General features: G+C 66.9%; 30 protein-coding genes. 17 read left to right on the plus strand and 13 right to left on the minus strand.

Annotation, left to right across the window (positions count from 1 at the left end; all coding sequences use genetic code 11):
• Positions 1 to 10 precede the first annotated feature (10 nt).
• The 4 genes from CKW06_RS00630 (at position 11) to CKW06_RS00645 (ending at position 3834) form a co-directional block, all read left to right on the plus strand.
• A complete protein-coding gene (locus tag CKW06_RS00630) occupies positions 11 to 1072 on the plus strand; it encodes a two-component system sensor histidine kinase NtrB (RefSeq protein ID WP_005411862.1) in 1062 nt (353 codons plus the stop codon).
• Complete coding sequence (gene ntrC / locus CKW06_RS00635) at positions 1065 to 2513, plus strand: nitrogen regulation protein NR(I) (RefSeq protein WP_024956246.1); 1449 nt, start codon at positions 1065 to 1067, stop codon at positions 2511 to 2513. The genes CKW06_RS00630 and ntrC overlap by 8 nt, the downstream gene beginning before the upstream one ends.
• Before the next feature lie 93 nt (positions 2514 to 2606).
• Positions 2607 to 3176 carry a superoxide dismutase family protein gene (locus CKW06_RS00640; protein WP_024956245.1) on the plus strand — a complete coding sequence of 190 codons (570 nt, stop codon included), beginning with the start codon at positions 2607 to 2609 and terminating at the stop codon, positions 3174 to 3176.
• Positions 3177 to 3207: 31 nt separating this feature from the next.
• The gene (locus CKW06_RS00645) at positions 3208 to 3834 is read left to right on the plus strand and encodes a superoxide dismutase family protein (protein WP_005407587.1); all 627 of its coding nucleotides are present in this window, start codon (positions 3208 to 3210) and stop codon (positions 3832 to 3834) included.
• A gap of 309 nt (positions 3835 to 4143) precedes the next feature.
• Here CKW06_RS00645 and CKW06_RS00650 read toward each other — a convergent pair whose 3' ends face one another.
• Positions 4144 to 5031: a hypothetical protein gene (locus CKW06_RS00650; protein ID WP_005407588.1), complete on the minus strand. Its 888-nt coding sequence runs from the start codon at positions 5029 to 5031 to the stop codon at positions 4144 to 4146.
• 93 nt (positions 5032 to 5124) lie between these two features.
• On the opposite strand from CKW06_RS00650, the gene CKW06_RS00655 reads away from it, so the two are divergent.
• Positions 5125 to 6420: an acetyl-CoA C-acetyltransferase gene (locus CKW06_RS00655; protein ID WP_012478738.1), complete on the plus strand. Its 1296-nt coding sequence runs from the start codon at positions 5125 to 5127 to the stop codon at positions 6418 to 6420.
• A 110-nt stretch (positions 6421 to 6530) separates the two neighbouring features.
• On the opposite strand, the gene CKW06_RS00660 is transcribed toward CKW06_RS00655, so the two are convergent.
• From CKW06_RS00660 to CKW06_RS00670, 3 genes are all read right to left on the minus strand, one after another.
• The gene (locus tag CKW06_RS00660; protein ID WP_012478739.1) at positions 6531 to 7826 is read right to left on the minus strand and encodes a heme biosynthesis HemY N-terminal domain-containing protein; all 1296 of its coding nucleotides are present in this window, start codon (positions 7824 to 7826) and stop codon (positions 6531 to 6533) included.
• Positions 7827 to 7832: 6 nt separating this feature from the next.
• Positions 7833 to 8810 carry a uroporphyrinogen-III C-methyltransferase gene (locus CKW06_RS00665; protein WP_024957767.1) on the minus strand — a complete coding sequence of 326 codons (978 nt, stop codon included), beginning with the start codon at positions 8808 to 8810 and terminating at the stop codon, positions 7833 to 7835.
• Between the two features lie 104 nt (positions 8811 to 8914).
• Positions 8915 to 9724, minus strand: a complete 810-nt coding sequence (locus tag CKW06_RS00670; RefSeq protein ID WP_024957766.1) for a uroporphyrinogen-III synthase — start codon at positions 9722 to 9724, stop codon at positions 8915 to 8917.
• A gap of 35 nt (positions 9725 to 9759) precedes the next feature.
• Between CKW06_RS00670 and CKW06_RS00675 the strand changes: the two genes are divergently transcribed.
• The 5 genes from CKW06_RS00675 (at position 9760) to CKW06_RS00695 (ending at position 12844) form a co-directional block, all read left to right on the plus strand.
• Positions 9760 to 10227: a YiiD C-terminal domain-containing protein gene (locus tag CKW06_RS00675; protein ID WP_005407593.1), complete on the plus strand. Its 468-nt coding sequence runs from the start codon at positions 9760 to 9762 to the stop codon at positions 10225 to 10227.
• 32 nt (positions 10228 to 10259) lie between these two features.
• Positions 10260 to 10685, plus strand: coding sequence for a hypothetical protein (locus CKW06_RS00680; protein ID WP_005407594.1), 426 nt, complete (start codon positions 10260 to 10262; stop codon positions 10683 to 10685).
• Between the two features lie 57 nt (positions 10686 to 10742).
• Positions 10743 to 11180 carry a rhodanese-like domain-containing protein gene (locus CKW06_RS00685; RefSeq protein WP_024957765.1) on the plus strand — a complete coding sequence of 146 codons (438 nt, stop codon included), beginning with the start codon at positions 10743 to 10745 and terminating at the stop codon, positions 11178 to 11180.
• A gap of 99 nt (positions 11181 to 11279) precedes the next feature.
• Positions 11280 to 11798 carry a protein-export chaperone SecB gene (gene secB / locus CKW06_RS00690; RefSeq protein ID WP_005407596.1) on the plus strand — a complete coding sequence of 173 codons (519 nt, stop codon included), beginning with the start codon at positions 11280 to 11282 and terminating at the stop codon, positions 11796 to 11798.
• Between the two features lie 20 nt (positions 11799 to 11818).
• The gene (locus tag CKW06_RS00695) at positions 11819 to 12844 is read left to right on the plus strand and encodes an NAD(P)H-dependent glycerol-3-phosphate dehydrogenase (RefSeq protein WP_005407597.1); all 1026 of its coding nucleotides are present in this window, start codon (positions 11819 to 11821) and stop codon (positions 12842 to 12844) included.
• A gap of 149 nt (positions 12845 to 12993) precedes the next feature.
• Here the strand turns inward: CKW06_RS00695 and CKW06_RS00700 are convergent, their stop codons facing one another.
• Positions 12994 to 13449 carry a YybH family protein gene (locus tag CKW06_RS00700; RefSeq protein WP_024957764.1) on the minus strand — a complete coding sequence of 152 codons (456 nt, stop codon included), beginning with the start codon at positions 13447 to 13449 and terminating at the stop codon, positions 12994 to 12996.
• 136 nt (positions 13450 to 13585) lie between these two features.
• Here CKW06_RS00700 and CKW06_RS00705 point away from each other — a divergent pair, with 136 nt between their 5' ends.
• On the plus strand, positions 13586 to 14260 hold the full coding sequence (locus tag CKW06_RS00705; protein WP_024957763.1) for an Ivy family c-type lysozyme inhibitor: 675 nt from the start codon (positions 13586 to 13588) through the stop codon (positions 14258 to 14260).
• 60 nt (positions 14261 to 14320) lie between these two features.
• On the opposite strand, the gene CKW06_RS00710 is transcribed toward CKW06_RS00705, so the two are convergent.
• The 4 genes from CKW06_RS00710 to CKW06_RS00725 form a co-directional block, all read right to left on the minus strand.
• Complete coding sequence (locus CKW06_RS00710) at positions 14321 to 14695, minus strand: hypothetical protein (RefSeq protein ID WP_024957762.1); 375 nt, start codon at positions 14693 to 14695, stop codon at positions 14321 to 14323.
• Positions 14696 to 15176: 481 nt separating this feature from the next.
• Positions 15177 to 16208 (minus strand): ACR3 family arsenite efflux transporter, encoded by a 1032-nt coding sequence (gene arsB, locus CKW06_RS00715; RefSeq protein ID WP_024957761.1) that lies wholly within the window; start codon positions 16206 to 16208, stop codon positions 15177 to 15179.
• Between the two features lie 13 nt (positions 16209 to 16221).
• Positions 16222 to 16725 carry an arsenate reductase ArsC gene (locus CKW06_RS00720; protein ID WP_024957760.1) on the minus strand — a complete coding sequence of 168 codons (504 nt, stop codon included), beginning with the start codon at positions 16723 to 16725 and terminating at the stop codon, positions 16222 to 16224.
• A 37-nt stretch (positions 16726 to 16762) separates the two neighbouring features.
• Positions 16763 to 17092: an ArsR/SmtB family transcription factor gene (locus tag CKW06_RS00725; protein ID WP_024957759.1), complete on the minus strand. Its 330-nt coding sequence runs from the start codon at positions 17090 to 17092 to the stop codon at positions 16763 to 16765.
• A gap of 17 nt (positions 17093 to 17109) precedes the next feature.
• Between CKW06_RS00725 and arsH the strand changes: the two genes are divergently transcribed.
• Positions 17110 to 17838 carry an arsenical resistance protein ArsH gene (gene arsH / locus CKW06_RS00730; protein WP_024957758.1) on the plus strand — a complete coding sequence of 243 codons (729 nt, stop codon included), beginning with the start codon at positions 17110 to 17112 and terminating at the stop codon, positions 17836 to 17838.
• A gap of 34 nt (positions 17839 to 17872) precedes the next feature.
• On the opposite strand, the gene CKW06_RS00735 is transcribed toward arsH, so the two are convergent.
• The 3 genes from CKW06_RS00735 to CKW06_RS00745 form a co-directional block, all read right to left on the minus strand.
• Entirely contained in the window at positions 17873 to 18565 is a 693-nt protein-coding gene (locus CKW06_RS00735) for a L,D-transpeptidase family protein (protein WP_024957757.1), read from the minus strand.
• Positions 18566 to 18722: 157 nt separating this feature from the next.
• Positions 18723 to 18995 (minus strand): hypothetical protein, encoded by a 273-nt coding sequence (locus CKW06_RS00740; RefSeq protein WP_005407606.1) that lies wholly within the window; start codon positions 18993 to 18995, stop codon positions 18723 to 18725.
• Between the two features lie 214 nt (positions 18996 to 19209).
• On the minus strand, positions 19210 to 20160 hold the full coding sequence (locus CKW06_RS00745; protein WP_024957756.1) for a DUF2268 domain-containing putative Zn-dependent protease: 951 nt from the start codon (positions 20158 to 20160) through the stop codon (positions 19210 to 19212).
• Between the two features lie 206 nt (positions 20161 to 20366).
• On the opposite strand from CKW06_RS00745, the gene CKW06_RS00750 reads away from it, so the two are divergent.
• The 5 genes from CKW06_RS00750 (at position 20367) to CKW06_RS00770 (ending at position 23868) form a co-directional block, all read left to right on the plus strand.
• Positions 20367 to 20942, plus strand: a complete 576-nt coding sequence (locus tag CKW06_RS00750; RefSeq protein WP_005411880.1) for an OmpO family porin — start codon at positions 20367 to 20369, stop codon at positions 20940 to 20942.
• 123 nt (positions 20943 to 21065) lie between these two features.
• Complete coding sequence (locus tag CKW06_RS00755; RefSeq protein WP_024957755.1) at positions 21066 to 21833, plus strand: DUF6597 domain-containing transcriptional factor; 768 nt, start codon at positions 21066 to 21068, stop codon at positions 21831 to 21833.
• Positions 21834 to 21900: 67 nt separating this feature from the next.
• Positions 21901 to 22269: a VOC family protein gene (locus CKW06_RS00760; RefSeq protein WP_024957754.1), complete on the plus strand. Its 369-nt coding sequence runs from the start codon at positions 21901 to 21903 to the stop codon at positions 22267 to 22269.
• Positions 22270 to 22392: 123 nt separating this feature from the next.
• Positions 22393 to 23367 carry a Dyp-type peroxidase gene (locus CKW06_RS00765; RefSeq protein ID WP_024957753.1) on the plus strand — a complete coding sequence of 325 codons (975 nt, stop codon included), beginning with the start codon at positions 22393 to 22395 and terminating at the stop codon, positions 23365 to 23367.
• Between the two features lie 84 nt (positions 23368 to 23451).
• Positions 23452 to 23868 carry an energy transducer TonB gene (locus CKW06_RS00770; RefSeq protein ID WP_024957752.1) on the plus strand — a complete coding sequence of 139 codons (417 nt, stop codon included), beginning with the start codon at positions 23452 to 23454 and terminating at the stop codon, positions 23866 to 23868.
• Between the two features lie 11 nt (positions 23869 to 23879).
• Here CKW06_RS00770 and CKW06_RS00775 read toward each other — a convergent pair whose 3' ends face one another.
• Positions 23880 to 24794 carry an IS110-like element ISStma6 family transposase gene (locus CKW06_RS00775; RefSeq protein ID WP_038646240.1) on the minus strand — a complete coding sequence of 305 codons (915 nt, stop codon included), beginning with the start codon at positions 24792 to 24794 and terminating at the stop codon, positions 23880 to 23882.
• Positions 24795 to 24957 lie beyond the last annotated feature (163 nt).

Here is a 24957-nt window from a genome sequence, read left to right on the forward strand (position 1 = left end):
CATTGGTGCAATGTCCGACCCCGCACCCCCGCCGTCCCTCGATGCCCTGGGCACGCCGCTGGCCTGGGCCGGGGCCGATGGCTGCATTGCCGGCTGCAATCCGGCCTTCGCCCGCTGGCTGGGCGTCAGCGTCCGGCGCCTGCTGGGTCGGCCATTGGCCGCCCTGGAAGTGCAGGGCGAGGCGTTGGCCCATTTCCTGGCCCGCGACGAGCGCGACAGCCTGCGCCTGAACCGGCTGGCGCTGGCGGTGCCCGGCGAGGCGCCGCGCTTCGCCGAGGGCTGGATGAGCCGCCGCGACGATGGCGGCTGGCTGCTGGAGGCGCATCCGGTCGATGAGTTCCCAGGACTCGATCCCACCCAGGCGCTGCCCAGCGCGCTCAGCGCGGCGCTGAAGGGGCTGGCCCACGAGCTGCGCAACCCGCTGGCCGGGCTGAAGGGCGCGGCCCAGCTGCTGGCCCGCCGTGCGGCGCAGCGCGACGCCAGCGAACGTGAGCTGATCGAACTGATCGGTTCGGAGATCGAGCGCCTCAACGGCCTGCTCGACCAGCTGCTGTCGCCGGCCCCGGCCGCGCCGCATGCCGAACTGAACATCCATGCCGCGCTGGAGCGCGTGCTGCGCCTAGCCGAGAGCGAAGCCGGCTGGGCGGTGCGCCTGCAGCGTGACTACGACCCCAGCATCCCCGAATTCCATGGTGACGCCGACCGCCTCACCCAGGCGGTCTGGAACCTGGTGCGCAACGCGATCCAGGCCGGCGCCGGCAACATCACCCTGCGTACCCGCGTGGAGCATGGCGTGCGCATTGCCGAGCAGCTGCACACGCTGGCGTTGCGCCTGGAAATCGCCGACGACGGCCGTGGCGTTCCCGAGGAACTGGCTGAACACCTGTTCCTGCCCTTGGTGAGTGGCCGTGCCGAAGGCACTGGCCTGGGCCTGGCGCTGGCCCAGCAGGTGGCGCGCGAGCATCGCGGCACGCTGACCTACCGCTCGCGCCCGGGCCATACCGTGTTCACTCTGCTGCTGCCGATCGTCAGCGGCGCTGCCCCGGCCGAGGAGGCCCCGCGCGATGTCTAAGTCTTCTTCGTCCCCGCAGTGCATCTGGGTGGTCGATGACGATCGGGCCGTGCGCTTCGTGCTGTGCACCGCGCTACGCGAGGCGGGCTACCAGGTCGTCGATTTCGACAGCGCCGCACCCGCCCTGCAGGCGTTGAGCGAAGGCCCGCCACCGGCGCTGCTGTTCACCGATGTGCGCATGCCCGGCGACGATGGCCTGGTGCTGCTGGACAAGCTCAAGGCCGCGCTGCCGCAGCTGCCGGTGGTGGTGATGTCGGCCTATACCGACGTAGCCAGCACGGCCGGCGCGTTCCGCGGTGGCGCGCATGAATTCCTGTCCAAGCCGTTCGATCTGGACGATGCGGTGGCACTGGCGCAACGGGTGCTGCCGGCCGTCGCACCGGCATTGGCGGCGGCCACACCTGCGGCCGAAGCGCATAGCGACCAACCGCCGCAACTGGTGGGCGATACCCCGCCGATGCGCGCGCTGTTCCGCGCCATCGGTCGCCTGGCGCAGGCACCGCTGGCGGTGCTGATCACCGGCGAGACCGGCACCGGCAAGGAGCTGGTGGCCAATGCGCTGCATCGCGAATCACCGCGCGCGCAGGGGCCCTTCGTCGCGCTCAATACCGCTGCAATCCCGTCCGAGCTGCTGGAAAGCGAGTTGTTCGGCCACGAAGCCGGCGCCTTCACCGGCGCGCAGCGCCGCCATATCGGCCGCTTCGAGCAGGCCGATGGCGGCACGCTGTTCCTGGATGAGATCGGCGACATGCCGCTGCCGTTGCAGACCCGGCTGCTGCGCGTGCTGGCGCAGGGCGAGTTCTTCCGCGTCGGTGGCCGTGAACTGATCCGCGTCGACGTGCGCGTGGTCGCCGCCACCCACCAGGACCTGGAAGGGCTGGTTGCACAAGGAAAGTTCCGCGCCGACCTGCTGCACCGCCTCGACGTGGTGCGCCTGCAGCTGCCACCGCTGCGCGAGCGCCGCGAGGACATCGCACAGCTGGCCAGTACGTTCCTGGCCGCCGCCGCGCGCAAGCTGGATACGCCGCCGAAGCGGCTGACCGCGGCCGCACTGCAGGCGCTGCGCGAACACGACTGGCCGGGCAACGTGCGCGAACTGGAAAACGTGTGCTGGCGGATGGCGGCGTTGGCGGCCGCCGACACCATCGGCGTGGCCGACGTCGATACCGCGCTCAACCGTACGCGCGGTCGTCGCAGCAGCACCACCAGCGCCGATCCGGGGCAGTGGGAAGCGCTGCTGGCCGAATGGGCACGCCGTCAGCTGGCCGAAGGCGTGGAAGGGCTGCACGCGCAGGTGCGCGAGCGGGTCGACCATGCCCTGCTGGAGGCCGCGCTGCAGATCACCCACGGCCGCCGTGCCGAAGCCGCGGCCCGCCTGGGCCTTGGCCGCAATACCCTTACCCGCAAGCTGGGCGCCGGACGCCGCCGCGGGGGCCATTGAACGGCCCCTGCACGCGATCCTCGCGCCCGCTTGCCGAACTGTTGATCGTTCATGGACGATGCAACGCTTAGTGTCATCTGCAAGGAGTCTTTGATGCGTCTGTCCTTTGTCATCCTGCCGTTGTCCGCCGCCGTGCTGCTGTCTGCCTGCGGCAGCGCGCCGAAAAAGACCGAACCTACTCCGCCGCCGCCGACCGTTGTCAGCGCAGCGAAGCAGGGCGAGGCCAATCTTGCGCCGGCCTCGGCCAGCATTGTCAGTGGCCGCATCGCACTGATGGTGGAGCCCGGCGGTATCCACATCACCGGCCTGATCGGTGGCCTGCAGCCGATGCAGCAGGCCGGCTTCCACATCCACGAGCGCGGCGACTGCAGTGCGGTGGATGCCAGCAGTGCCGGCAATCACTTCAATCCCGGTGGCGCTGCGCATGGCCGCGCCGGCACCGGCAAGCACCACCTGGGCGACATGGACAATCTGCGTGCCGACGCCCAGGGCCGCGCCAACGTCGATATCCACCTCAAGGGCGTTACCCTTGGCGGAGGCGCCGCCACCGATATCGCCGGACGTGCACTGGTCGTGCATGCCAACGCCGACGACTATCGCAGCCAGCCCGCCGGCAATGCCGGCGTCCGCATCGCCTGTGGCGTGATCCGGGTTGTCCGCTGATCACTGCAGGCATCATCCAGGGAGAGATTCCATGCGCTTGATCCACACTTCGCTGTTCGCAGCCATTGCTGCGCTGGGCCTGGCGGCCTGCAACCAGCAGCCGGCCGCGCCGCAGGCTGAAACCCCGCCGGCCGCGCCGGCCGACGGTGCTACCACCGAACCGGCTGCAACGCCGGCCCCGGCGGCTGCACCGGCTGCCGATGCTGCGGCCAGCGCCGAGCTGGCACCGACCCAGGGCAACGAGACCAAGGGCAGCGTCACCTTCAAGGTGGTCGATGGCAAGGTCCACGTGACCGGCCAGATCAGCGGCCTGAAGCCGGGCAGCGAGCACGGCTTCCACATTCACGAGAAGGGCGACTGCAGCGCCCCGGACGGCATGAGCGCCGGTGGCCACTTCAACCCGGGCAAGCAGGATCACGGCAATGTCGCCACCGATCCGCACCACGGCGGCGACATGCCCAACATCAAGGCCGACGACAAGGGCGTGGCCACCATCGACGGCCCGGTGTCGAGCAACGTCAACATCGGCAAGGGTGATGACTTCGACATCATCGGCCGTGGCCTGATCGTCCACGCCGATGCGGATGACTACAAGACCCAGCCGACCGGCAATGCCGGCGCGCGCCTGGCGTGTGCGGTGATCCAGAAGGCGCGGTAAGCGCGCTTTTGCTGGAAACGGAAAACGCCGGCAGAAGCCGGCGTTTCTCATGATCGGTAGTGCCGGCCGCTGGCCGGCAATCGCACATCCAGACGTTGCCGGCCAGCGGCCGGCACTACCCGCCTTCAGCGCGCCAGCAGTTCGCGCGCGTCCTGGCCGGCCTCGCAGTGCACGAACAGCACTGCGGCTATTTCTGCTGAAACGGAAAACGCCGGCGCAAGCCGGCGTTTTTCCTGATCGGTAGTGCCGGCCGCTGGCCGGCAATCGTAGATCCGGATGTTGCCGGCCAGCGGCCGGCACTACCCGTCTTCAGCGCGCCAGCAGCTCGCGCGCGTCCTGGCCGGCCTCGCAGTGCACGAACAGTACCGGCACGCCATGTGCTTCCAGCACCGCGGCCATCTGCCGCTGGCGCATCAGGAACTGCTCGTAGATGCCCTTCAGGCGGTCGCAATCGTTCTTGCCGTGATCGTAGTGCGCGCACCAGCCGGCCGGATCGAACAGCGCCATGCGTGCTTCGCCATGCGTGTAACGCAGCAGCGGCTCGGGCGCGGCGTTGAGCCATTCGTCTTCACCGGGGGCCATGATCGCGGTCTCGATCAGCGGCCACAGTGCGGCCAGGCCCTGGTTGTCGTACTGCATCGACATCATCGCGGCCAGATCATTCACAGTGAAATAGCGCGCGTGCTCGATGCGGGCACCGAAGGTGTTCTGCGCCATCAACGCGGTGTCGGCATGGGCCATGCCGTTGGCCAGCAGCGTGTCTTCCAGCGCCTCGGCCACCGCATTGGTCGTCGCCACGTCGCTGCCGGTCAGCAGGAACGGCACCACGCGCAGGCCGCCGCCCACCAGGCTGGCGTCGGCCTGGAACGGTAGCGGCACGTCGCCCTGGGCGTCGGTACCAAAGGCCAGCAGGCGCGGGCCCTGGTTGCGGCCCGGGGCACGCATCTGCAGTTCTTCCAGGCGGCGGTGGATCGGCCAGCCCGGGCGCAGCACTTCGGCCGGGTCGAAATGGGCGGCGGCGAACACCAGGTCCAGCTCGGCCACCTGCGGCACCAGCTTGGACAGGTCGCGGCCGACGCGATCGGCCAGTTCACCGGCCTGTTCGGCGCTGAGTACCGCCTGGCGGGGGATTTCACCGCCGGCCAGTTCCAGGGCCAGCACGCCAAGGGCATTCATCGCGGGGTCGGGTTTGCTCATGGTTCCACGGTTGGCCCATCACAGGGCGGCAGCTACACTTGGCTCCATTATGCCTGCTCCGCCGTGCAGGCCATGTTGCAGACACCCTCATCCATGCCAGGTATCTCCATGCCCAACGCTCGTCCCGTCGCCATCCTCGGTGGCGTCCGCATTCCGTTCTGCCGCCAGAACACCGCGTATTCGGATGTCGGCAACCTCGGCATGTCGGTCCGTACGCTGGGCGCGCTGGTCGAACGGTTCGGCCTGCACGGCCAGCAGCTGGGTGAAGTGGCGATGGGTGCGGTGATCAAGCACTCCAGCGACTGGAACCTGGGCCGTGAAGCCACGCTGTCGTCCGGCCTGTCGCCGCTGACCCCGGGCATCACACTGCAGCGCGCCTGTGGCACCTCGCTGGACAGCATCATCACCGTCGCCAACAAGATCGCGCTGGGCCAGATCGAATCGGGCATCGGCGGCGGTTCGGACACCACCTCTGACGTGCCGATCGTCTACGGCAAGAAGCTGCGCGCGCGCCTGCTGGCCGCCAACCGTGCCAAGAGCACCGGCGACAAGATCCGCGCGCTCACTTCCGGCTTCAAGTTCTCCGAGCTCAAGCCCGAGTTCCCGGGCGTGGCCGAGCCGCGCACCGGCAAGAGCATGGGCGACCACTGCGAGGACATGGCCAAGGAATGGAACATCTCGCGCGACTCGCAGGACGAGTGGGCGGTGTCCTCGCACAAGAAGCTGGCCGCTGCCTATGAGCGCGGTTTCTTCAACGATCTGATCGCACCGTTCCGTGGCGTCGAGCGCGACAACATCCTGCGTCCGGATACCTCGCTGGAAAAGCTGGCCACGCTGAAGCCGGCCTTCGACAAGGTCTCCGGCCGTGGCACCCTGACCGCCGCCAACTCCACGCCGCTGACCGATGGCGCCGCCGCGGTGCTGCTGGCCAGTGAAGAGTGGGCGCGTGCGCACGGCCATGAGCCGCAGGCGTACCTGCGCGATGCGCACGTCTCTGCGGTGGACTTCGTGCATGGCGAAGGCCTGCTGATGGCACCGACCGTGGCCGTGCCGGAGATGCTCAAGCGCAATGGCCTGACCCTGCAGGACTTCGACATCTACGAGATCCACGAGGCCTTCGCTGCACAGGTGCTGTGCACCCTGCGTGCGTGGGAGAGCGAGGATTACTGCCGCAACCGCCTGGGCCTGGATGCGCCGATGGGCCGTATCGACCCGGACAAGATCAACCTGCTGGGCTCGTCGCTGGCCACCGGCCATCCGTTCGCCGCCACCGGTGCACGTGTGATTGCTACCGCAGCCAAGCAGCTGGCCGAACGCGGCGGTGGCCGCGCGCTGGTGTCGATCTGCACCGCCGGCGGCATGGGCGTGGTGGCGATCGTCGAACGCTGAGCATCACGGTAGTGCCGGCCGCTGGCCGGCAGCGCTGGTACGAAAACGCCGCCCAATGGGCGGCGTTTTTTTTGTTGCTCCGGTGGGTGCCGACCGTTGGTCGGCACGCCTCACGGCAACCGCGGGTTGCCGAACTCGTCGCGCTCTTCATTGGCGTCATACACCGGCGGCTGCACCGCGATCGGCTGCTCTTCCACCGTGGCACGTAGCGGCGCCTCGCTGCCGCGCACCAGCGCCACGCTGTCCTCGCCGCGCTGCAGTCGCAGCGCATTGGCCAGGCACTGCGCGGCCAGCGCGTGCTCGCCACGCTGCGCGAACAGTTCACCCAGTGCCTCCCACGCCGGGGCACCGGCGCCGGCGGCGATGGCCTCGTGCAGGAACGTATCGGCAGCATCCCACTGCTGCTGGGCCAGGGCGACGCGGCCCTGCGCCAGATGCAGTGCGGCCGAGCCATCATGCACATTGCGCCAGCGCGCAAGGTTGGCCTGGCGGGTGGCCAGGCGCTCGGCCGGCAGGCGGCCGTACAGCGCCACCAGTTCGTCGTCCCAGCGCTGGTCCAGCGCCTGTTCCAGCGCCAGCAGCGCCGGCTCATCCCAGTTCAGGGCCACCGCGCGGCTGGCATAGGCGCCCACCACGTCCGGGGTCGGCCGCAGCGCCTTCGGCGTGGCTTCCCACTGTGCGGCCAATGCGTTGACGTCGGCCGCTTCCAGCAGCGCCTGTGCGGCCAGGCGGGCTTCCAGTTCGCTGTTTGATTCGGCCGGCAGTACCTTGCTCTGGCGCAGCGCACCCAGCTGGCCATAGGCCTCGTGTGCGCGGCCGGCACGCGCCAGCGCTTCGGTACGCAGCCACAGGCCGCGCGGCGGCAGCGGCTGGATCGCCGCCACGTCCAATGCATTGATCGCATCCACCGGCAGATCGCGCGCCAGCAGCTGTTCGGCGCGCAGCAGTGCCTGCAGGGTGGCATCGCTCTCGCCAAGACGCTGCAGCAGCGCTTCACCGGCGGGGCCGTCGGCACGTGCCTGTGCGCTGCGCACGGCATTGGCCAGCGCCACCGCGCTCACTTCCGGGTCCTTGGCAGCGCCATCCAGCAGCTTCTCGGCACGCTGCCACTGGCCGTGCTCGTAGGCCTGCAGGCCGTCGATCAGGCGCACCCGGCCCTGCTTGCGGCGGTAGCGGCCCCAGGCGCGGAACGGTGCGGCAATCAGGCTCCACAGCAGCCACAGCACCAGCACTGCGATCACCGACAGCAGCGCCACCTTCGGCAGGTTGCTGTGGTAGTCGTAACCGCCGTAGCGCAGGGTCACTTCACCGAAACGGTTGAGGTCATCGGCGCCGAGCCATTGCGCGGCCACCACGCCGATGGCCACCGCCAGCAACAGCACAACCAGGGATTGCAGGGGTTTCATGCGGGATTACCTCCGGTCGGTCTGGGTGCGCAGTTGCTGCAGGGTGCTGCCAAGCACGGTGTTGCTGGCCTGCAGCGGAAGCTCGCGCAAGGCCTTCAGTTCAGCACGTTGCGCGCGCAGGGCCGGTGAATCCGGCCAACGCCGCTGTGCCCAGTGCTCCACGCGTTCCAGTGCGGTATCGCGGCCCGTGCGGTCGCCGCGTTCGATCGCGGCGCGCGCCAGGGTCAGTTCCAGCTGCAGGGCGTCGTCGGCATTGCGACGTTCGGCGGCGGTCAGCGGGCCATTCTGGCGGCTCGGGGTGATGTCCACGAACGGGGCCAGCGTCGATTGCCACCACGGTTTTGCGGTGTCGGTCGCAGCGTTGCCGGTCACCTGCGACGGCAGCCCCTGCAGTGCCCTGGCCAAGGCATCCAGCCGCTGCAGCGACCGCACGCGCGGGCCGGCGCCCAGCGCATCCAGTGCATCGCGCTCCTGCACCAATGCCTGGCGCAGGTTCAGGCCATCGCTGTCGGGCAGATCGGCCAGCGCGGTGGCGGCCTGTGCATACAGGCGGCGCGCGCCTTCCACGTCGTCGGCATAATTCAGCCGCTGCGCCGCCTGGGTCAGCAGCAGTTCGGCCTCATCGCGCTGTACCGCCTGGCGGCCCTGGTTGGCGCTGTCGGCCAGCTTGGCCAGGTTCTCTTCCAGCAGCGCACTGCGCTGCGAAAGGCCCAGCATCTCGTCGCGCAGCACGCGGTTGGTGGTCGCCGCATCCTGCAGCCGCTGGCTGGTCGCGCGCTGGTCGCGGCGCAGTGCATCCAGCGTCGCCTCCAGGCCCTGCAGCTGCACGGCCATGGTCTGTGCCTGCGCTTCCTGTTCGTGCTGTTGCTGCTGCCAGACGTACCAGCCGGCATAGCCGCCCACGCCAAGCACGACCACCCCGGCCAGCGGCAGCAGCCAGCGCGCGGGGCGACGGGGCGGGGAAACGGGCGGAGTCTCGTTCATGGGGCTTCCTTGTCGGCAACGTCGCCGGTCAGGATCCGGCAGGCCGCGTTGTGCACAGCATCACTGTTGCCGACCACAGCGGCAAGCGTGACCCACGTCCCTGTTCAGGTCGCTGCCGGGACGGTGAGCGTGGCGTGTGCAGCGGCCACCAGCTGTGCCGTGGTGGGCCCGGCCGCGCGCACCACGCGCTGCAGCCCCAGTGCATGCGCCTGATCGCCCAGCCGTTCGCTGGCCACGACGACGGTGGCCTGGGTCTGCAGGCGTTGCTGCAATGCCGGCGGAAGCTGCTGCCAGAAATGCAGCAACGCCTCACCACTGCTCACCGCCAACACCCACGGCTGCGCTGAATGCGCCAATCGAACCAGCGTGCGGGGCGACAGGCGCAGCAGGCGGCGCTGGTAGACATCGGCACGTTCGATCGTGGCGCCTGCGGCCTGCAGGTGTGCAGCAATCAGCCCGCGTCCGCCGGGCGCGGTGACCAGTCCGATGCGCAGGCCCCGCGCCTCGGCCAGCACCGGCAGCGCCAGCAGGCCCTCGCTGTCCATCCGCTGCGGTGCATGCACCTCGCCGACGCCGTGCGCCCGCAGTGCGCGCGCGGTGCCTTCGCCCACGGTCAGCCACGGGCTGCGTTGCGCCTCGGCCAGTGGCAGCAGGGTGGCGGCCGCGGTCACGGCGGCCGGGCTGGTGAACACCACCCGATCGCAGTTCAGCGCGCGTTGCAGCTGACGCACCACTGGCATGCCGTTCAAGCGCTGCAGGCGCCAGGGTGGCAGGGCCACCACATGCCCGCCCAGCCCAGCAACGGCGCGGCGCAGTGCGGAATTCTGGCCCTGCGGTCGCAGCGAAATGAAGGTCCAGCCCGGCTCGGAACCGGCGGCGCCAGTGGGTATCGTATGGTCGGCCATTGCCTGCATTATGCGGGCCCTTCGTTGTCGTGGTCTCTGCTCCGATGTCCGTTGATGCTCTGACTTCCTCGCTGGCCGCCCTGCAGGACGTGCTGGACTGCATGCCGGCGGTCCGCGCCATGCAGATCCAGCTCGACGGCTATGCCGATGGCGTGCTGCGCATCACCGCGCCGCTGGCCGCCAACGTCAACGACAAGGGCAACGCCTTCGGTGGCAGCCTGGCCTCGGTGCTGACCCTGTCCGGCTGGGCGCTGGTCAGCCTGCGCCTGCGCCTGGCCGGCCACGATGCCGAGGTTTACGTGGCCGACAGCAACCTGCGCTACCTGGCCCCGGTCTACGAAGACCTGCACGCCCACGCCGAAGCGGCCGAGGCCACTGGCTGGGATGCCTTCCTGAACACCTTCCGCCAGCGCCGCAAGGCCCGCATCAGCATCATCGCCACCCAGCCCGGTGCCGATGGCAAGCCCGCCGCCGAGTTCAGCGGTCGCTTCGTTGCCTTTGCCAAAGGGTAGGATGGCAGGCTGACGTTCTGGGGAAACCACCGATGCGCCGCCTCATCCAGTTCCTGATGTGTTCCCTGCTGCTGGTCAGCGCCGTGGCTTCGGCCGACGACCTGAGCCGCAAGCAGCGCAAGCTGCTGGAAGAGACCCAGATCGCCTACGGCGCGACCATCCGCTGGGGCAGCATGGACGATGCCATCGGCTATCTGGACCCCAAGCTGCGCAAGGAAAAGCCGCCCACCGAGTTCGAGCTCAACCGTTACGCGCAGCTGCGCGTGTCGTCTTACCGCGAGCGCAGCAGCGCGGCGCTGGAAGGCGGCCTGGTCGAGCGCCGGGTCGAAATCGGGGTGATCAACCAGAACACCCAGGCCGAACGCACCGTGATGGTGGTCGAGCGCTGGCGCTGGGATCCGGAGGCCAAGCGCTGGTGGCAGACCGCCGGCCTGCCGGACCTGTGGAAGGGGCAGTGACGGGCCGCGTCCGGCTTGTGCGACAATCGGCGCCCGCTTAATCGACCCGTGACCTGAGTGAATTACGAAGAGTTGCTGGCCTTTGCAGGCCGAAACCCGATGCTGTCCGCGGCCCTGGTCGGCCTGACCGTGGCCATCATCGTCACCGAGATCTGCCGCCTGTTCCGGGGCTTCAAGGGCATCAAGCCTGCCGAACTGACCCAGCTGATGAACGCGGGCGGCACGGTGGTGGTCGACCTGTCGGCCAGCGGTGACTTCGAGAAGGGCCACATTGCCGGCAGCCGCAACGCCCAGGCCAGTGCCTTCGGCCCGGACAACAAGCTGGTGGCCAACGCCAAGCAGTCGCCGGTGGTGCTGGTGTGCCGCAGCGGCAACGCCTCGGAAACCGCCGCCAAGGCGCTGAAGAAGGCCGGCTTCGAGAAGGTCTACGTGCTCGACGGCGGCATTCCCGCCTGGCAGCAGGCCGAGCTGCCGCTGGTCAAGGGCCGCAACTGATTGCCGCAGGTGGCGGATCCGGCCTTGTATGGGCCTGATCCCGCCCCCATCGCAGTAATTCGACCATCGTTTTCATTGCATTCATTGGAGTTACTGGAAATGTCCGAAGAGATCACCAACGGCGCTGCTGCGCCGGTCGATGCCGCCACCGGCCCCGCTTTTACCGTCGAGAAGATCTACGTCAAGGACGTCTCCTTCGAGTCGCCGAACGCCCCGACCATCTTCAATGACCAGGTGCAGCCGGAGTTGCAGCTGAACCTGAACCAGCAGGTGCAGCGCCTGGGTGAGAACGCCTTCGAAGTCGTGCTGGCCGTGACCCTGACCTGCCAGGCCGGTGAGCGCACCGCCTACGTGGCCGAAGTGAAGCAGGCCGGCGTGTTCGGCCTGGTCGGCCTGGACCCGCAGTCGATCGACGTGCTGCTCGGCACCCAGTGCCCGAACATCCTGTTCCCGTACGTGCGCCAGCTGATCAGCGACCTGATCCAGGCCGGCGGCTTCCCGCCGTTCTTCCTGCAGCCGATCAACTTCGAAGGCCTGTACGCAGAAACCCTGCGCCAGCGCCAGGAGCAGGGCGACGCACCGTCGCTGGCTGACTCCGAGCCGGCTGGCAACGCCTGATTCCTGCCGCGACGTCACGGATGAGCACTACCGCTGACAAGATCGCCGTGCTTGGCGCCGGTTCCTGGGGAACCGCGCTGGCCAGCCTGCTCGCACGGCACGGTCATCCGACCGTGCTGTGGGGGCGCGATGCTGCCGTGGTCGAAGCCATCGACCAGCGCCACGAGAACCCGCGTTACCTGCCGGGCATCCCGCTGCCGGACAGCCTGCGTGCCACCACCGATCTGGCGTCGGCGGTGGAGGGCGCGGCCTGGATCCTGGTGGTGACCCCCTCGCATGCCTTCGGCGAAACCGTGCGTGCGCTGGCGCCGCTGCGTCCTGCCGGTGCCGGCGTGGCCTGGGCCACCAAGGGCTTCGAACCCGGTTCGGGCCGCTTCCTGCATGAAGTGGCGCGCGAAGTGCTGGGTGAGGACGTGCCGCTGGCCGTTGTCACCGGGCCGTCGTTCGCCAAGGAAGTGACCCAGGGCCTGCCGACCGCGATCACCGTGCACGGCGACGTGCCCGAGTTCGCGCAGACGGTGGCCGAGGCGATGCATGGCCCGGCGTTCCGCGCCTACACCGGCGACGACATGGTCGGTGCCGAGCTGGGCGGTGCGATGAAGAACGTGCTGGCCGTGGCCACCGGCGTGGCCGATGGCATGCAGCTGGGCCTCAACGCCCGTGCCGGCCTGATCACCCGTGGCCTCAACGAGATGCTGCGCCTGGCCGCTGCCATCGGTGCCAAGCCGGAAACGCTGATGGGCCTGGCGGGCCTGGGCGATCTGGTGCTGACCTGTACCGGCGACCTGTCGCGCAACCGCCGCCTGGGCCTGGCCCTGGGCCGTGGCCAGACGCTGCAGGATGCCGTGCGCGAAATCGGCCAGGTGGTCGAATCGGTGCAGACCGCCGACGAAGTGATGCGACAGGCGCGCCGCCATGGCATCGACCTGCCGATCTCCGACCGCGTGCGTGCCGTGCTGCATGGCGAGCAGACGCCGGAAGAAGGCCTGCGCGCATTGCTGGCGCGGGAACAGAAACCGGAGTATCCGGACACGCTGTTCAAGTGAATCGAAAAACCCCGGCTACGTGCCGGGGTTTTTTCATCAGGGAGTACACGCGGGTGCCGGACGGGAGACAGGCTTTGGTGGGTGCCAAGCTTGCTTGGCATCACGCGCGCTGCATATCCACGCATGGCGTGGATCTACTGCAACGCCGATCACCGCGCCCGCGGCGGCGCGCTGGTGTTGTCTATGTCCGAAAAGATCAGCCACGGCCCATCCCCCACGCGCTTCAACGTGAGCGTGAACTTGCCGGTATCGCCCACGTTGTTGCCGTAGCTGTACGCACCAATGATGTAGCCCGTATTCCCCTCCACCGCATACGCCAAGGCACGCAGCCGCAACGGACTGCTGCCCTGGCCGGCATACGCGGCCTCGATCGCACTGCGGCCGCGCACCGGCGGCTGGTTGCTCTGCAGCACAAAGCCATCCTCGGCGAACAGCGCACCCAATGCCTTGGCATCACCCGTGCGCCACGCCTGCTCGTAGTCGCGCAGTACACGGTCCAGCGGTGCGGGCAGCGCGATATCGGGAAGCGGCTGTGCGGGCTTCGCGCCTTCGGCATCGTGGGCAATTGCCGGCGATGCCATCAGCAGGGCACTGCAGAAGATCATGGCGAGTCGTGTGCGGCGCATGCGTCCAGGCTCTGGCGATGATGGGAAGGCTTCAGACGCATCCTAGCGCGCCGCTGGTTAGAATCACGCGGCCGCCGATTTGGTGGATGCAGCGCAGATCAGACAAGGACACGGAATGAAGATGCGAATCACAGGGATGGCGATGATGGCCGCGCTGCTGGCAGCCTGCGGACAGGCACCGGAAAAGACTGGCGAGACTGCACCTGCTGTGGCGCCAGCGCCGACCACCGAAGCACCGGCCGCCGTAGCGACGGTGGTCGAGAAGGAACCGTCCGCCGAAGACGGTGTGGACCCCTCGGTGTGGGACAACGAAGGCGAACCGGAAGACCCGAGCACAGGCGGGGAACTCACCTGCGCGGACAACCCGCTGGCAACGCATTTCTTCACCCTGGTGGGCGGAAATACCGTGGACGACTGCGGCCGCATGGATCCGAAGGTGCTGGCCGCGTTCAACACCCTGATGAAGAACACGGCCGCAGCTGAATCCGCTGACAAGGAGATTCCATCGCTGCGCGAACGCCTGTTGAGCGGGCCCAGCGGTCCTGGCGAACTGGTAGTGCTGCAGGGTGAGCCGTGGTGGTTCTACACCGCCTGCCAGGCCCACGACTGCCCCGGCACGGCGTTGGCGATGCTGTATTCGCCCGATCAGTCGAAGATGGTTGGCCGTCTTACCGCGCGCTGCCGTGTATGGTGGCTGGGCGAGCCGACGGCGGAACAACGTGCGCAGATCGAACAGCGCCAGCCACTGCAGGATGCCGCGTTGAAGGAAGACAGCGCACTCTGCGAGTGATGTGGCGCGCGCCGCAGCGCCGGGCCGTGCCCGGCGTTGCAGTGAGCGTTGTTCCCCGTATCACCCTTCCGGCCGCATGCGTGCGCTGACCTGTGCTGTCAGCGACAGACTGACCATCATCAGGCCCTCCATCACACGGTCGCCCACGTACTCCTCGTCGGGTCCGTTCTGGCGCACGCGCTCGGCAGCCAGCAGCATTTCCAGCGCCACGCGCAGGCCGGTCAATGCGCAGTCCGCGTCGGCCAGCGCCATGCGGCGGCCGGGCATCTGGTGACGCTCCGGCCACGGCTGGCCATCGGCGGCTGCGCCCTTGCCGATGCGGTCGAGGGTGGCGATGAAACCGTGCGGATCGTGCGGGTGCGGTGCTTCCGAAGGCGCGTCCGCGTTGGTGGGTACGTACTGCGTGCGTAGTCGGGAGGATTCGGGTGTGCTCATGGCAGAGGCTCCGTGCAGGACAGACGGCAGCCGCCACGCAAAGGTGGCGGGCGGAGACGTGGCTCGAAAACCGGGCGCTTGTTGAAACCGGCAGGCACAGGGCCTCCACGCTCCGCCCGCCATGACCGGCAGACGGATTGCCCGCCGGCGCCACGAGGGGTGACGCCGGCGGGCAAGCGTTGTCAAACAAGCGCACGGGTTTTCGAAGCCCGGCCATCCTTTTTCGATGGCACGTCATCTGTACGCGTGCTGCTGCGCGGTGCCAATCAGAACAGTTGCATTCAACGCTTGATCAAAGACGCTTTTGGCATTTTTGCATGCTGTTAAGCCGTCGCAGACGCAGGCGCCGCAACGGCCGTAGCGGCATGGGGAATATGCGACATGGGTCGAAGTTGATGACGTGGCGTGCGGGCACCCCACCAAGTCGATGACGACAGTGCGGGGCGAAGAACGTAAATCGATTCCCACACACTTTGATCTGTCAGTGCTGTTCGCGTCTCTCGTACCAGGCTTGTGTACGGTTCACGATCCGCACCACGGACAGCATGACCGGCACCTCGATCAGCACACCAACCACCGTCGCCAGCGCCGCCCCCGAATGCACGCCGAACAGTCCTACTGCCGTGGCAACCGCCAGCTCGAAAAAATTGCTGGCGCCAATCAGCGCTGACGGGCCGGCCACGCAATGCGCCACGCCCAGGCGGCGGTTGAGCAGGTAGGCCAGGCCTGAAGTGAAGTAGACCTGGATCAGGATCGGCACTGCAATCAGTGCAATCACCAGCGGTTGCTTCACGATCTGCTGGCCCTGGAACCCGAACAGCACCACCAGCGTCAGCAGCAGCGCGGACAGGGACAGCGGCCCCAGCCTTCGAAGCGCACGCTGCAGGCCCGCCTCGCCGCTGCGCGAAAGGATCCAGTGCCGCAGCAGGGCGGCCACCAGCACCGGCACCACAATGTAGAGACCCACCGACAACAGCAGCGTGTCCCACGGCACAGTGATCGCTGACAGGCCCAGCAGCAGCGCCACCACCGGTGCGTATGCGACCACCATGATCGCGTCGTTCAACGCCACCTGGCTCAGGGTGAAGTTGGCATCGCCGCGGCACAGGTTGCTCCAGACGAACACCATGGCAGTGCAGGGCGCGGCCGCCAGCAGGATCAAACCGGCGATGTAGCTGTCGATCTGTGCTGCGGGCAGCCAGTCCGCGAAGGCATGGCGCAGGAACAGCCAGCCCAGCAGCGCCATCGAGAACGGCTTGACCGCCCAGTTGATGAACAGTGTTACCCCGATGCCCTTCCAGTGTTGCTGCAACTGGCGCATCGCGCGGAAGTCGACCTTCAGCAGCATCGGGATGATCATCAGCCAGATCAGCGCGGCAACCGGCAGGTTGACCTTGGCGACTTCGGCGGACGCCAGCACCGCGAAGGCACCGGGTAGGACGTGGCCCAGCAGCGTGCCCATCGCAATGCACAGCACAACCCACAGGGTCAGGTGCCGCTCGAACAGGCTCATGGCAGTGGCACCGTTACTGCGCGCCGTCGGCCGGCAACAACTGGCCGATCTGGTCCAGCGCGTGCCGCAGCGTCTCGCGGTCGGACCACAATGATGCAGGCAGTGTGAGCAGCGCACGCAGCCGCGCCTTCACGATGGCATGGGCCAGCGCGAAGGCTGCGGTCTTGTCGGCATCGCTGCCTGCCACGGCGGCCGGATCGGGCAGGCCCCAGTGGCTGCGGACGAAGTCACCGAACACCACAGGGCAGGCTTCCGCTGCGGCTGCATCACACACGGTGATCACCAGATCCATCGGTGCTGCATCCACGAACTCATCCCACGACTTGCTGCGCAGCCCTTCAATGGGCATTCCTTCGGCCTGCAACTGGGCCAGCGCGAAGGGGTTGATCTGGCCATTGGGCTGGCTGCCCGCACTGAATGCGCTGAAGCGATCACCGCCCCATGCACGCAGGGTGGCTTCGGCAAGCACGCTGCGGGCGCTGTTGCCGGTGCAGAGGAACAGGACATTGCGGGTCATGGAGCAATTGCCTTGAGAGGAGAGGATCTGTGTGGGGTCAGCCCTTGCAGGCGGGCGCCGTGGGCATGCATTGCTCGGTTGGCGAGCCCGCGCAGCAGTTGTGCGTCAGGTACTCGATCAAGCCGTTCATCGCATCGAAGTTGGCGCGGTAGCAGACATGGCGACCCTGGCTTTCGCTCTCCACCAGGCCGGCCTGCACCAGCTCCTTCAGGTGGAAGCTGAGCGTGGCTGGGGGCACCTGCAGGGCCGTGGCGATGTCGCCCGCCATGCGACCTGCCGGGCCAGCCTCCACCAGCAGGCGGAAGGCAGCCAGGCGGGTGGCATGGCCCAGGGCAGTCAGGGCAGCAATTGCATTCAACGTTTCCATATTTCTAGAATAATCGAATGAATAAGCCCATCACAAGCCCCCATCTACCGAATCTGGTAGACGCCTCGCTGCCCCAGCCCGATCACCACCAGCTCGCCGCGGCAGATCCGGGACCGCCACGCATCCTCCTGCTCTACGGCTCGCTTCGGCCGCAGTCGTTCAGTCGCAAGCTGGCGCTGGAAGCCGAGCGATTGCTGCGTCACCTGGGGTGCGAGACCCGCGTGTTCGATCCGCATGCGCTGCCCATGCTGGACAGCGTGCACCCGCACCACCCTGAAGTGCAGCGACTGCGCGAATGGTCGCAGTGGTCGGAAGGCCAGGTCTGGGTCAGCCCCGAGCGGCATGGCACGGTCACCGGCGTGTTCAAGAACCAGATCGACTGGTTGCCGCTGGAAGATGGCAGCGTGCGGCCCACGCAGGGCAGGACGCTGGCGCTGCTGCAGGTGAGTGGCGGCTCGCAGTCGTTCAATACGGTCAACACGTTGCGCGTGCTCGGCCGTTGGATGCGCATGCTGACCATCCCCAACCAGTCGTCGGTGCCCAAGGCCTGGCAGGAATTCGATGACGACGGCCGGATGAAACCCTCGCCGTACTACGATCGGGTGGTGGATGTGATGGAAGAGCTGGTGAAGTTCACGCTGCTGACGCGTGGCAGGACGGACTACCTGGTGGACCGTTACAGCGAGAGGAAGGGCGATGCGCATGCCGCTGCATTGGCGCGGGCGGCGGGCGCTGCGGCTTCCTGACTTCCGGTACGCAAACGCTTTCCACTACCCACTTCTACTTGCTTGCGCGCCGCGCGCCTTTCTCGTCTTCGTCCTTTGCATCGCCACGGCTCTGCGCGAACTCCGGGAACGTCTTCGCGATCGAATCCTTGTCCGGCAGGATGTAGAACACACCACCCTTCTCGAACGTGGACTGCACGATCTGCTCGTAGAACGCGGGCGAGACGTTGATGCAGCCGTGGGTGACGCGGTTGTCGTCCGGCGTCGGCGTTGCCAGCCGTTGGGCGCGTTTCTCTTTCGGGGTGCCTGGCGGCAGCGGGTGCATCGAGACGGCGGAATCGTAGTCCACCCACAGCACGCGCCCGGCATCGTCGGAGGGGCCGTAGCCACCAATGAAACGGCCGGCAGGGGTGGTGCGGTCATGGCCGGGAATCGCGCTCAGTGCGAGCTTGGCAACACCAGGGGCCGAGTGATCACCGATGGCCGAACCGAACAGCGCCGGTGCCGCGCCGCGCAGCTTACCGTCGCCGCCGAAGATCAGGACCTGCGCGGCGGCCTTGTCCATGATTGCGAACGGGTAGCCCTGGTTGTCCTTGCTGGCAACCACCCAGCCGGCCAGCTCGATCACTGTTTCGGACACGCTCTGGTCGGGTGGAAGTTCATCAACGGCGGCAATTCGCTGTTCAGGCGCTTCCTTGTCCTTGCCCTTGGCGCTGGCTGCGCCGCTACACGCAACGACCAGTGCCATCGCCAGTGCGGCATGGAGGACGCGGCGTTCAGGGGAGGAGGAGGTACGAATGGGACGGCTCCTTGCAATGCAATCCTGGGTGGAAGGATGCCAGTGGCCGGCGAAGGCCACTGGTTCCCGATACAGAGGTGGATCAATTCAAAGGATGAGGGAGCTATCAGCCGCGCGGCTTGCGACCGGCCGGTGCCCTTTCAAGCTGCTGTACGCGGCCTTCGATCTGGTCCAGACGCTGGTTGGCCTGCTGCGCCGACTGGTTGGCGGACTCGGCACTCTGGGCAGCGCCCTGCACCTTTACGTCGAGCTGATCGAGGCGCGAGTTGATGGTTGCGAACTCGTCCTTGTAGGTGGCGCAAGCGCCGAGGCTTACGGTGGCCACGATGGCGACGGTGATGGCGCGTGCTGCGTTGATGTGCTGCTTGGTCAGTTTCATTTCCAACTCCCTCCTTCGTCTGGGGAAGCTGGAATATAGCGGCGTTTGTTCCCGGCGCTAGCCCGTGCTTTCAGCTGGAATTTGAGTACGTGGATGGGCTGTGAAGGCCTGTAGATCAACAAACCTTAACAAGCGGGATCAAGCGAACTGATCTGCATCGGCGAAGCGCCTTGTGCCTGTTAAACGTTACCCATTCACCTGCATGAAGCCGCCATCACGGCATGCGCGTCTGCGTGCTTTCGCCTGCTCCGCACGCAGGTTGCCATCCACTTGCTTCCAGCAGCGCCGCAGCGTTCCCAGGCTGGACATCCAGCAGTTCGGCGACGCCGCTGCGCGTGTCGGCCGCGCGCGCAACATAGGCATGGGCGATGCGATAGCCGATCCAGTAGCCGAGATCTCCGCGGCGCGCATCGTCGCCGGGACCGTTGTACAGCCACCTCGAAAGATCGGTACCCATGCTGTCCTGCAGGAACGCGCGCTCCAGCGCACACTCGCGACCCTGTGTCCAACGCTGCAGATGCGCGTTGGCCGGTTGCCCGGAGATCCGTTCGGCCACGTATTCGGCGCCCCCTTCCAGCAGGGTCTGATAGAGCAGGGTGGGCTGCTCGACGTCCACGCGTGCACCGGGCTGTTGCACGTGCACATACTCATGCGCGATCAGATGCACGAAGCGGTCACCTACGTCGGCCTGCATCCAGTCGGCGTTGCACAGTGCTTCCAGTCCGACGACCACACCTGCTTCGGTAGTCACGCCACCACTATTGCCGCGGCCCACCAGTACGGTGACCGGGGGAAAGCGCGCAGACGGCAACAGGGCGCCAAGTCGATCGACGGCAGCGGCGACGCGCGTGCGGATCGATGGCAATGCGGTCGCGCAGGTTCTCGCTTTCGCAAACAATGCCGGCTTGTCCTGGATGGCCCTGGCCAGCCGCTCCATCGAGCCGATACGGCGGTCGGTGAAGCTGCGCAGGGCATCCGTACCCGCATCCAGATAGCCGTGTTGCAGATCATCGGCGCTTGGGCGCCCTTGGTTGGCGTCCAGCACCTTGAAGAAGCGCGTGACATCGTCTGTCTGTACGACGATGTGCCCGGTAGCAACGATGCGCTCAGCCGCCTGTGCCTGCGGCAGCGCAACCGGCGAGGCGATCAGGATCAGTGCCCGCATCAAGCATCGAGCGTGGTGCGCGTAAGAAGCCGACAGCGGTCCCATGCGGAGTTCCCTGAACGCCAGCCTTATTTATACACCAGTCAGTTCAATATTCAGGGTTGATTAGACCCCCTAACGGATAATTCACACCTGTCGACCGCCTCTTCTCTCTCCCCCTCCCGGGAGGCGGCCGACGAAACCAAAATAATTAAAGGTGTGTCCCGATGAACAAGAATTCGCTGCTTGCCCTGGGTCTTCTGGCTGCTCTGCCGTTCGCTGCATCGGCAACCGATGGCCTGTCGTACAACTACGTTGAAGGCGGCTACGTGAACACCGATGCCAAGGGCGGCGACGCCGACGGCTGGAAGGTGAAGGGTTCCGTGGCGGTGCACCCGAACTTCCACATCTTCGGCGACTACAGCGCGCAGGAGACCGACAAGTTCAAGAATGACGTCGACCAGTGGCGCATTGGCGCCGGCTACAACTACGGCATCGCACCGAACACCGACCTGGTGGCTCGCGTTGCGTACCAGAAGTTCGACATGAAGCATGGCCTGGACTTCAACGGCTACTCGACCGAAGTTGGCGTGCGCACCGCGTTCAACCCGTACGTGGAAGGCTACGTGATGGCCGGCTACGAGGACTACACCAAGAAGCACGGAATCAACCCGGACGGCGAGTTCTATGGCCGTGTCGGCGCCACCGCCAAGTTCAACCAGAACTGGGGCCTGAGTGGCGAAGTGAAGCTGGCCAAGGCCGGCGACCGCGAGTGGTTCGTGGGCCCGCGCTTCACCTGGTAACAAACGCCTGTCGTTAGTGCGTGTTGTGCTGGCGTGTGACTCTCTCTCTCTCCCACACGCCAACCGAAGCCCGGCCTCGCGCCGGGCTTCACTTTTATGGGCCCCGTGGCGCCACAATGCGGCATGGGCGACCCTTCCTCTCTTGCAGGCACCGGCACGACCTACCAGGAGCATCTGGCGCCTGCGCCGCTGCGCGGCCACTTTGGACAGCTGTGGCAGAGCCAGCTTCCTGCCGATGCCGATGGGCACATCACCGTATTGCCCGATGGCTGCGTGGATATCCTCTGGCGCGACGGTGCGCTGTTCGTCGTCGGCCCGGACCGCGTGGCCGCACACCCGGCGCTGGCACCCGGTGCGCAGGTGCTGGGCGCACGCTTCCGTCCCGGCCAGGCATTGGCCGCGCTCGGCCTGCCCTTGGCCGGGATCATCGGCCAGGCCGTGCCACTGGCCGACCTGAAGGGCGCGTGGGCGAACAAGGCGGCGGCCTCCATCGGCGACACCGCGCCTGCACAGCGCCTGCAGCGAATGGCGCACTGCCTGCAACAGCACATGGGTGCGGCCGCGCTCGATACGCCGGCGCAGCGCGCCCATGTCCTGTTCCAGGCGCTCGCCGCGGGTAATGCCACGCTGGATACGCTGGCGCCGCACTTGGGCCTGAGCCCGCGCAGCCTGCGGCGTTTCAGCCAGTCGCAGTTCGGCTACGGCGCCAAGACGCTGGAGCGGATCCTGCGGCTGCAACGTTTCCTGCGCCAGAGTCGCGCGCTGCCACTGCATTCGTTGGCGATGCTGGCCGCTGATGCCGACTATGCCGACCAGGCCCATCTCAGCCGCGAGGCGCGTGAACTGGCGGGCATGACCGCCAGCGAGCTGCGCCTGGAGTGGGGACAATGATGGCCGTTTTGTTCAAGACCACTGTGCTGCATTGATCGATGCTGGGCTCCCACCACGGAGCCTCGCCATGAATCCTGCCGCGCCCCACGATGCCGAACGCCGCATCGACAACATCGAATTCAACGTCGCCGACATTGACCGTAGCAAGCGCTTCTACGGCGAGGTGTTCGGCTGGCGCTTCACGGACTACGGCACGGCCTACACCGAGTTCGACGACGGCCGCCTGAAAGGTGGCTTCGTGGCCGACGCGGCGGTGCGTGCCCACGGGGGGCCGCTGGTGATCCTCTACTGCGCGGACCTGGCCGATGCGCAGCAACGCGTAGTGGCCGCCGGTGGCGAGGTGGTGCAGGCGGTGTTCGCCTTCCCGGGTGGTCGCCGCTTCCACTTCCGCGATCTGGATGGCTACGAACTGGCGGTCTGGAGTGATGTGGACTGAGGCCTTCGTAGCTTCGCCGGTGGACGGAACGAGAACCGCTCCGTCCCCGGTCAGGCGGTTCCGCTATGATCGCCCGCACATCGCCACACGCGATGCGCCCGCCTCAAGCCAGCAGGAACCGCCGTGAACTCCCAGCCCGCACCGATCACCGCCGTCAACCACACGCTCGACAACGAGCCGCAGCAGATCACCGCGCCACTGACCCATTCGGCGGCGTTTCTGGTGCTGAAGGTGAAGGATGACGAGGCGTCGATCGCCAAGGCACGCGAGGTGCTGGCCAGCACCGACGACCTGATCAAGAACACCGCCATCCGCGAGATCGAACGCACCTTCACCTGCAACGTGGCCATCGGCCACCGCGTGTGGAAGCCGCTGGTGGGCACCACGCCACCGCGTGAGCTGCAGCCGTTCCGCGAGATCAAGGGCGCGACCCACACGGCCGTGTCCACGCCGGGCGACCTGCTGTACCACATCCGTGCACGCACGATGGATCTGATCGTGGCGTTCGAGCGCAACCTGCTGATGGCCTTTGGCGATGCGGTGGAGACGGTCGATGACGTGGCCGGCTTCCGCTATTTCGATGGCCGCGACCTGCTCGATTTCGTCGACGGCACCGCCAACCCGGAAGGGCTGTCACTGCCGGAAGCCACCATCGTGGGTGAAGAGGATCCGGAACATGCCGGCGGCAGTTACGTGGTGGTGCAGAAGTACCTGCACAACCTCGATGCCTGGCGCGCGCAGAAGACCGAGGCGCAGGAAGCAATCATCGGTCGTACCAAGCACGACAACATCGAGCTGGACGATGCGCCGGCCGATGCGCAGAAGTCGCACAAGACGCTGTGCACCATCGAGGATGCCGACGGCGAGCACGAGATCCTGCGCGACAACATGCCGTTCGCCAACCCGGGTCGCGGCGAGTACGGCACCTACTTCATCGGCTACACGCGCCGCCTGTGGGTGATCGAGAAGATGCTCGAGCGCATGTTCATCGGCAATCCCGCACCGCTGCACGACCGCATCCTCGACTTCTCCACCGCCACCACCGGTGTGACCTTCTTCGCGCCCTCGCGCAAGGTGCTGGCCGACCTGGGCGACTGATCGCGCCGGGTAGCAGCGGCCGCCATCTGCCTGTCATCTACCGCGCCGACCATCAGCCGTTGGATGAGAGCGCAGGGGCGGGCGATGGCGATGGCAAGGAACACAACCGGTGCACGCCGCTGGTGGCGGCCACTGGCCGCGTTGTTCGGTGCGCTGGCACTGGGGAGCGCCGGGGTGTCCGCGCAGGAAGCTCCTGCACACTGGATGGCCTATGCCGCCGCCGTGGGGGGGCAGCTGCAGCAGCGCCTGCAGCAGGAGCAGGACCCGCAGGCGCAGCGCGTACTGGAATGGCTGCAGGCACATCCGGACACGCCGACGCCGCTGCCGGTGAGCGTGTGGATCGCGGCGGATGGCCGCATTTCGAAACTGGAATTCGACAGCTTGGGTGACGCCCAGGTCGATGCTGCCCTGCGCGCGACCCTGCAGAGTGCACCCCTGCAGGCCGCGCCACCGGCCGACATGCGCCAGCCGCTGCGGCTGGGTTTGGTGCTTACCCAGTAGCAACTGTCTTGTCAGGGGCAGCCGAGGGCCACCTCGGCGTCTCGCTTACGGGCGTTGAGGATCACCAGCATTTTGCGCATGACCGCCACGAGCGCCACCTTGCTCGCTTTGCCCTTGGCCTTCAGGCCAGCGTAAAACGCGCGCAGCCTTGGCTCGTACCGGATGGCCGTCAGGGCCGCCATGTAAAGGGCTTCGCGTACCACCGCGCGCCCACCACTGATCCGCCGTTGGCCCTGCCAAGTGCCACTTTCGCGGTTCATCGGGGCCAACCCCACCAGCGATGCTATGGCTTTACTTCCCAAGCTGCCCAGTTCGGGCAACTCGCAGGCCAGTGTGCTGATCAGGATGGGGCCGACGCCTTTGAGCGCGCCGATATTCTTCCAGCCAGGCTGCCCCTCAAGCTGCTCGGCAATAGCTTTATCCAACTGCTTCAGGTCGTCAGATAGCTGAGCTATATGGCGTTGCTTCATCGCAATCAGATCCGGATCGACCAATCGCCGCAAGCGCTGCATCTCACTGACCCGCATCTGCACCAGTTGCCTGCGGCATTGCGCAAATGCAGCCAGACGCTGCTGCCAAGGAGCAGGCGGTACGTAGCGGGTCAGCGGCAACAAATGGGCCATCTGTGCCAGCACTGTCGCATCGAGCCGATCGGTCTTGGCGGCACGGCCCGTGCCTTGGGCAAATCGCCGTGCACGCGCCGGATTGATTCGTACCATCGGCAGGCCAGCGGCGTGCAATACATCCAGAGCAGCACGCTCGTAACCCCCGCTTGCCTCAAGAACGACCTGCTTGATCGGCCACGTCTTCAGCCACCGAATCAAGCGCACAAAGCCGCGCTTGTCGTTGCTGAATTGGCGAAACTGCTCTCCATGGACGGCCACATCCAGCGTGGCTTTGCTCACATCGATCCCGATCCCAAACATGGCAGAACTCCGCTAGGCTGACAGGGTCGAGAGCTCTCCCCGCTTGCCCAGTCTTATCAGTTCGAGCGCCAACTCAACCAACTGTTCGGGCGGTTCAGGGAGAATCCGGCGTGGGGACCCAAGCTACTTCTCGGTCGCAAGACCTGGATCCACACGGTCGCCC

The sequence above is a fragment of the Stenotrophomonas maltophilia genome (assembly GCF_900186865.1).
Classification (GTDB): Bacteria; Pseudomonadota; Gammaproteobacteria; order Xanthomonadales; family Xanthomonadaceae; genus Stenotrophomonas; species Stenotrophomonas maltophilia.

Excerpts from the sequence above, each read along its gene's own strand:
- CKW06_RS00665 (WP_024957767.1), bottom strand. The coding sequence starts at position 8,810 with ATGAACGAGACTCCGCCCGTTTCCCCGCCCCGTCGCCCCGCGCGCTGG.
- CKW06_RS00710 (WP_024957762.1), bottom strand. The coding sequence starts at position 14,695 with ATGAGCACACCCGAATCCTCCCGACTACGCACGCAGTACGTACCCACC.
- CKW06_RS00630 (WP_005411862.1), top strand. The coding sequence starts at position 11 with ATGTCCGACCCCGCACCCCCGCCGTCCCTCGATGCCCTGGGCACGCCG.
- CKW06_RS00705 (WP_024957763.1), top strand. The coding sequence starts at position 13,586 with ATGAAGATGCGAATCACAGGGATGGCGATGATGGCCGCGCTGCTGGCA.
- CKW06_RS00675 (WP_005407593.1), top strand. The coding sequence starts at position 9,760 with ATGTCCGTTGATGCTCTGACTTCCTCGCTGGCCGCCCTGCAGGACGTG.
- CKW06_RS00680 (WP_005407594.1), top strand. The coding sequence starts at position 10,260 with ATGCGCCGCCTCATCCAGTTCCTGATGTGTTCCCTGCTGCTGGTCAGC.
- CKW06_RS00700 (WP_024957764.1), bottom strand. The coding sequence starts at position 13,449 with ATGATCTTCTGCAGTGCCCTGCTGATGGCATCGCCGGCAATTGCCCAC.
- CKW06_RS00720 (WP_024957760.1), bottom strand. The coding sequence starts at position 16,725 with ATGACCCGCAATGTCCTGTTCCTCTGCACCGGCAACAGCGCCCGCAGC.
- ntrC (WP_024956246.1), top strand. The coding sequence starts at position 1,065 with ATGTCTAAGTCTTCTTCGTCCCCGCAGTGCATCTGGGTGGTCGATGAC.
- CKW06_RS00660 (WP_012478739.1), bottom strand. The coding sequence starts at position 7,826 with ATGAAACCCCTGCAATCCCTGGTTGTGCTGTTGCTGGCGGTGGCCATC.
- CKW06_RS00645 (WP_005407587.1), top strand. The coding sequence starts at position 3,208 with ATGCGCTTGATCCACACTTCGCTGTTCGCAGCCATTGCTGCGCTGGGC.
- CKW06_RS00670 (WP_024957766.1), bottom strand. The coding sequence starts at position 9,724 with ATGCAGGCAATGGCCGACCATACGATACCCACTGGCGCCGCCGGTTCC.
- CKW06_RS00735 (WP_024957757.1), bottom strand. The coding sequence starts at position 18,565 with ATGGCACTGGTCGTTGCGTGTAGCGGCGCAGCCAGCGCCAAGGGCAAG.
- CKW06_RS00725 (WP_024957759.1), bottom strand. The coding sequence starts at position 17,092 with ATGGAAACGTTGAATGCAATTGCTGCCCTGACTGCCCTGGGCCATGCC.
- CKW06_RS00655 (WP_012478738.1), top strand. The coding sequence starts at position 5,125 with ATGCCAGGTATCTCCATGCCCAACGCTCGTCCCGTCGCCATCCTCGGT.
- CKW06_RS00745 (WP_024957756.1), bottom strand. The coding sequence starts at position 20,160 with ATGCGGGCACTGATCCTGATCGCCTCGCCGGTTGCGCTGCCGCAGGCA.
- CKW06_RS00770 (WP_024957752.1), top strand. The coding sequence starts at position 23,452 with ATGGCGATGGCAAGGAACACAACCGGTGCACGCCGCTGGTGGCGGCCA.
- arsB (WP_024957761.1), bottom strand. The coding sequence starts at position 16,208 with ATGAGCCTGTTCGAGCGGCACCTGACCCTGTGGGTTGTGCTGTGCATT.
- secB (WP_005407596.1), top strand. The coding sequence starts at position 11,280 with ATGTCCGAAGAGATCACCAACGGCGCTGCTGCGCCGGTCGATGCCGCC.
- CKW06_RS00640 (WP_024956245.1), top strand. The coding sequence starts at position 2,607 with ATGCGTCTGTCCTTTGTCATCCTGCCGTTGTCCGCCGCCGTGCTGCTG.
- CKW06_RS00775 (WP_038646240.1), bottom strand. The coding sequence starts at position 24,794 with ATGTTTGGGATCGGGATCGATGTGAGCAAAGCCACGCTGGATGTGGCC.
- CKW06_RS00740 (WP_005407606.1), bottom strand. The coding sequence starts at position 18,995 with ATGAAACTGACCAAGCAGCACATCAACGCAGCACGCGCCATCACCGTC.
- arsH (WP_024957758.1), top strand. The coding sequence starts at position 17,110 with ATGAATAAGCCCATCACAAGCCCCCATCTACCGAATCTGGTAGACGCC.
- CKW06_RS00695 (WP_005407597.1), top strand. The coding sequence starts at position 11,819 with ATGAGCACTACCGCTGACAAGATCGCCGTGCTTGGCGCCGGTTCCTGG.
- CKW06_RS00760 (WP_024957754.1), top strand. The coding sequence starts at position 21,901 with ATGAATCCTGCCGCGCCCCACGATGCCGAACGCCGCATCGACAACATC.
- CKW06_RS00750 (WP_005411880.1), top strand. The coding sequence starts at position 20,367 with ATGAACAAGAATTCGCTGCTTGCCCTGGGTCTTCTGGCTGCTCTGCCG.
- CKW06_RS00650 (WP_005407588.1), bottom strand. The coding sequence starts at position 5,031 with ATGAGCAAACCCGACCCCGCGATGAATGCCCTTGGCGTGCTGGCCCTG.
- CKW06_RS00755 (WP_024957755.1), top strand. The coding sequence starts at position 21,066 with ATGGGCGACCCTTCCTCTCTTGCAGGCACCGGCACGACCTACCAGGAG.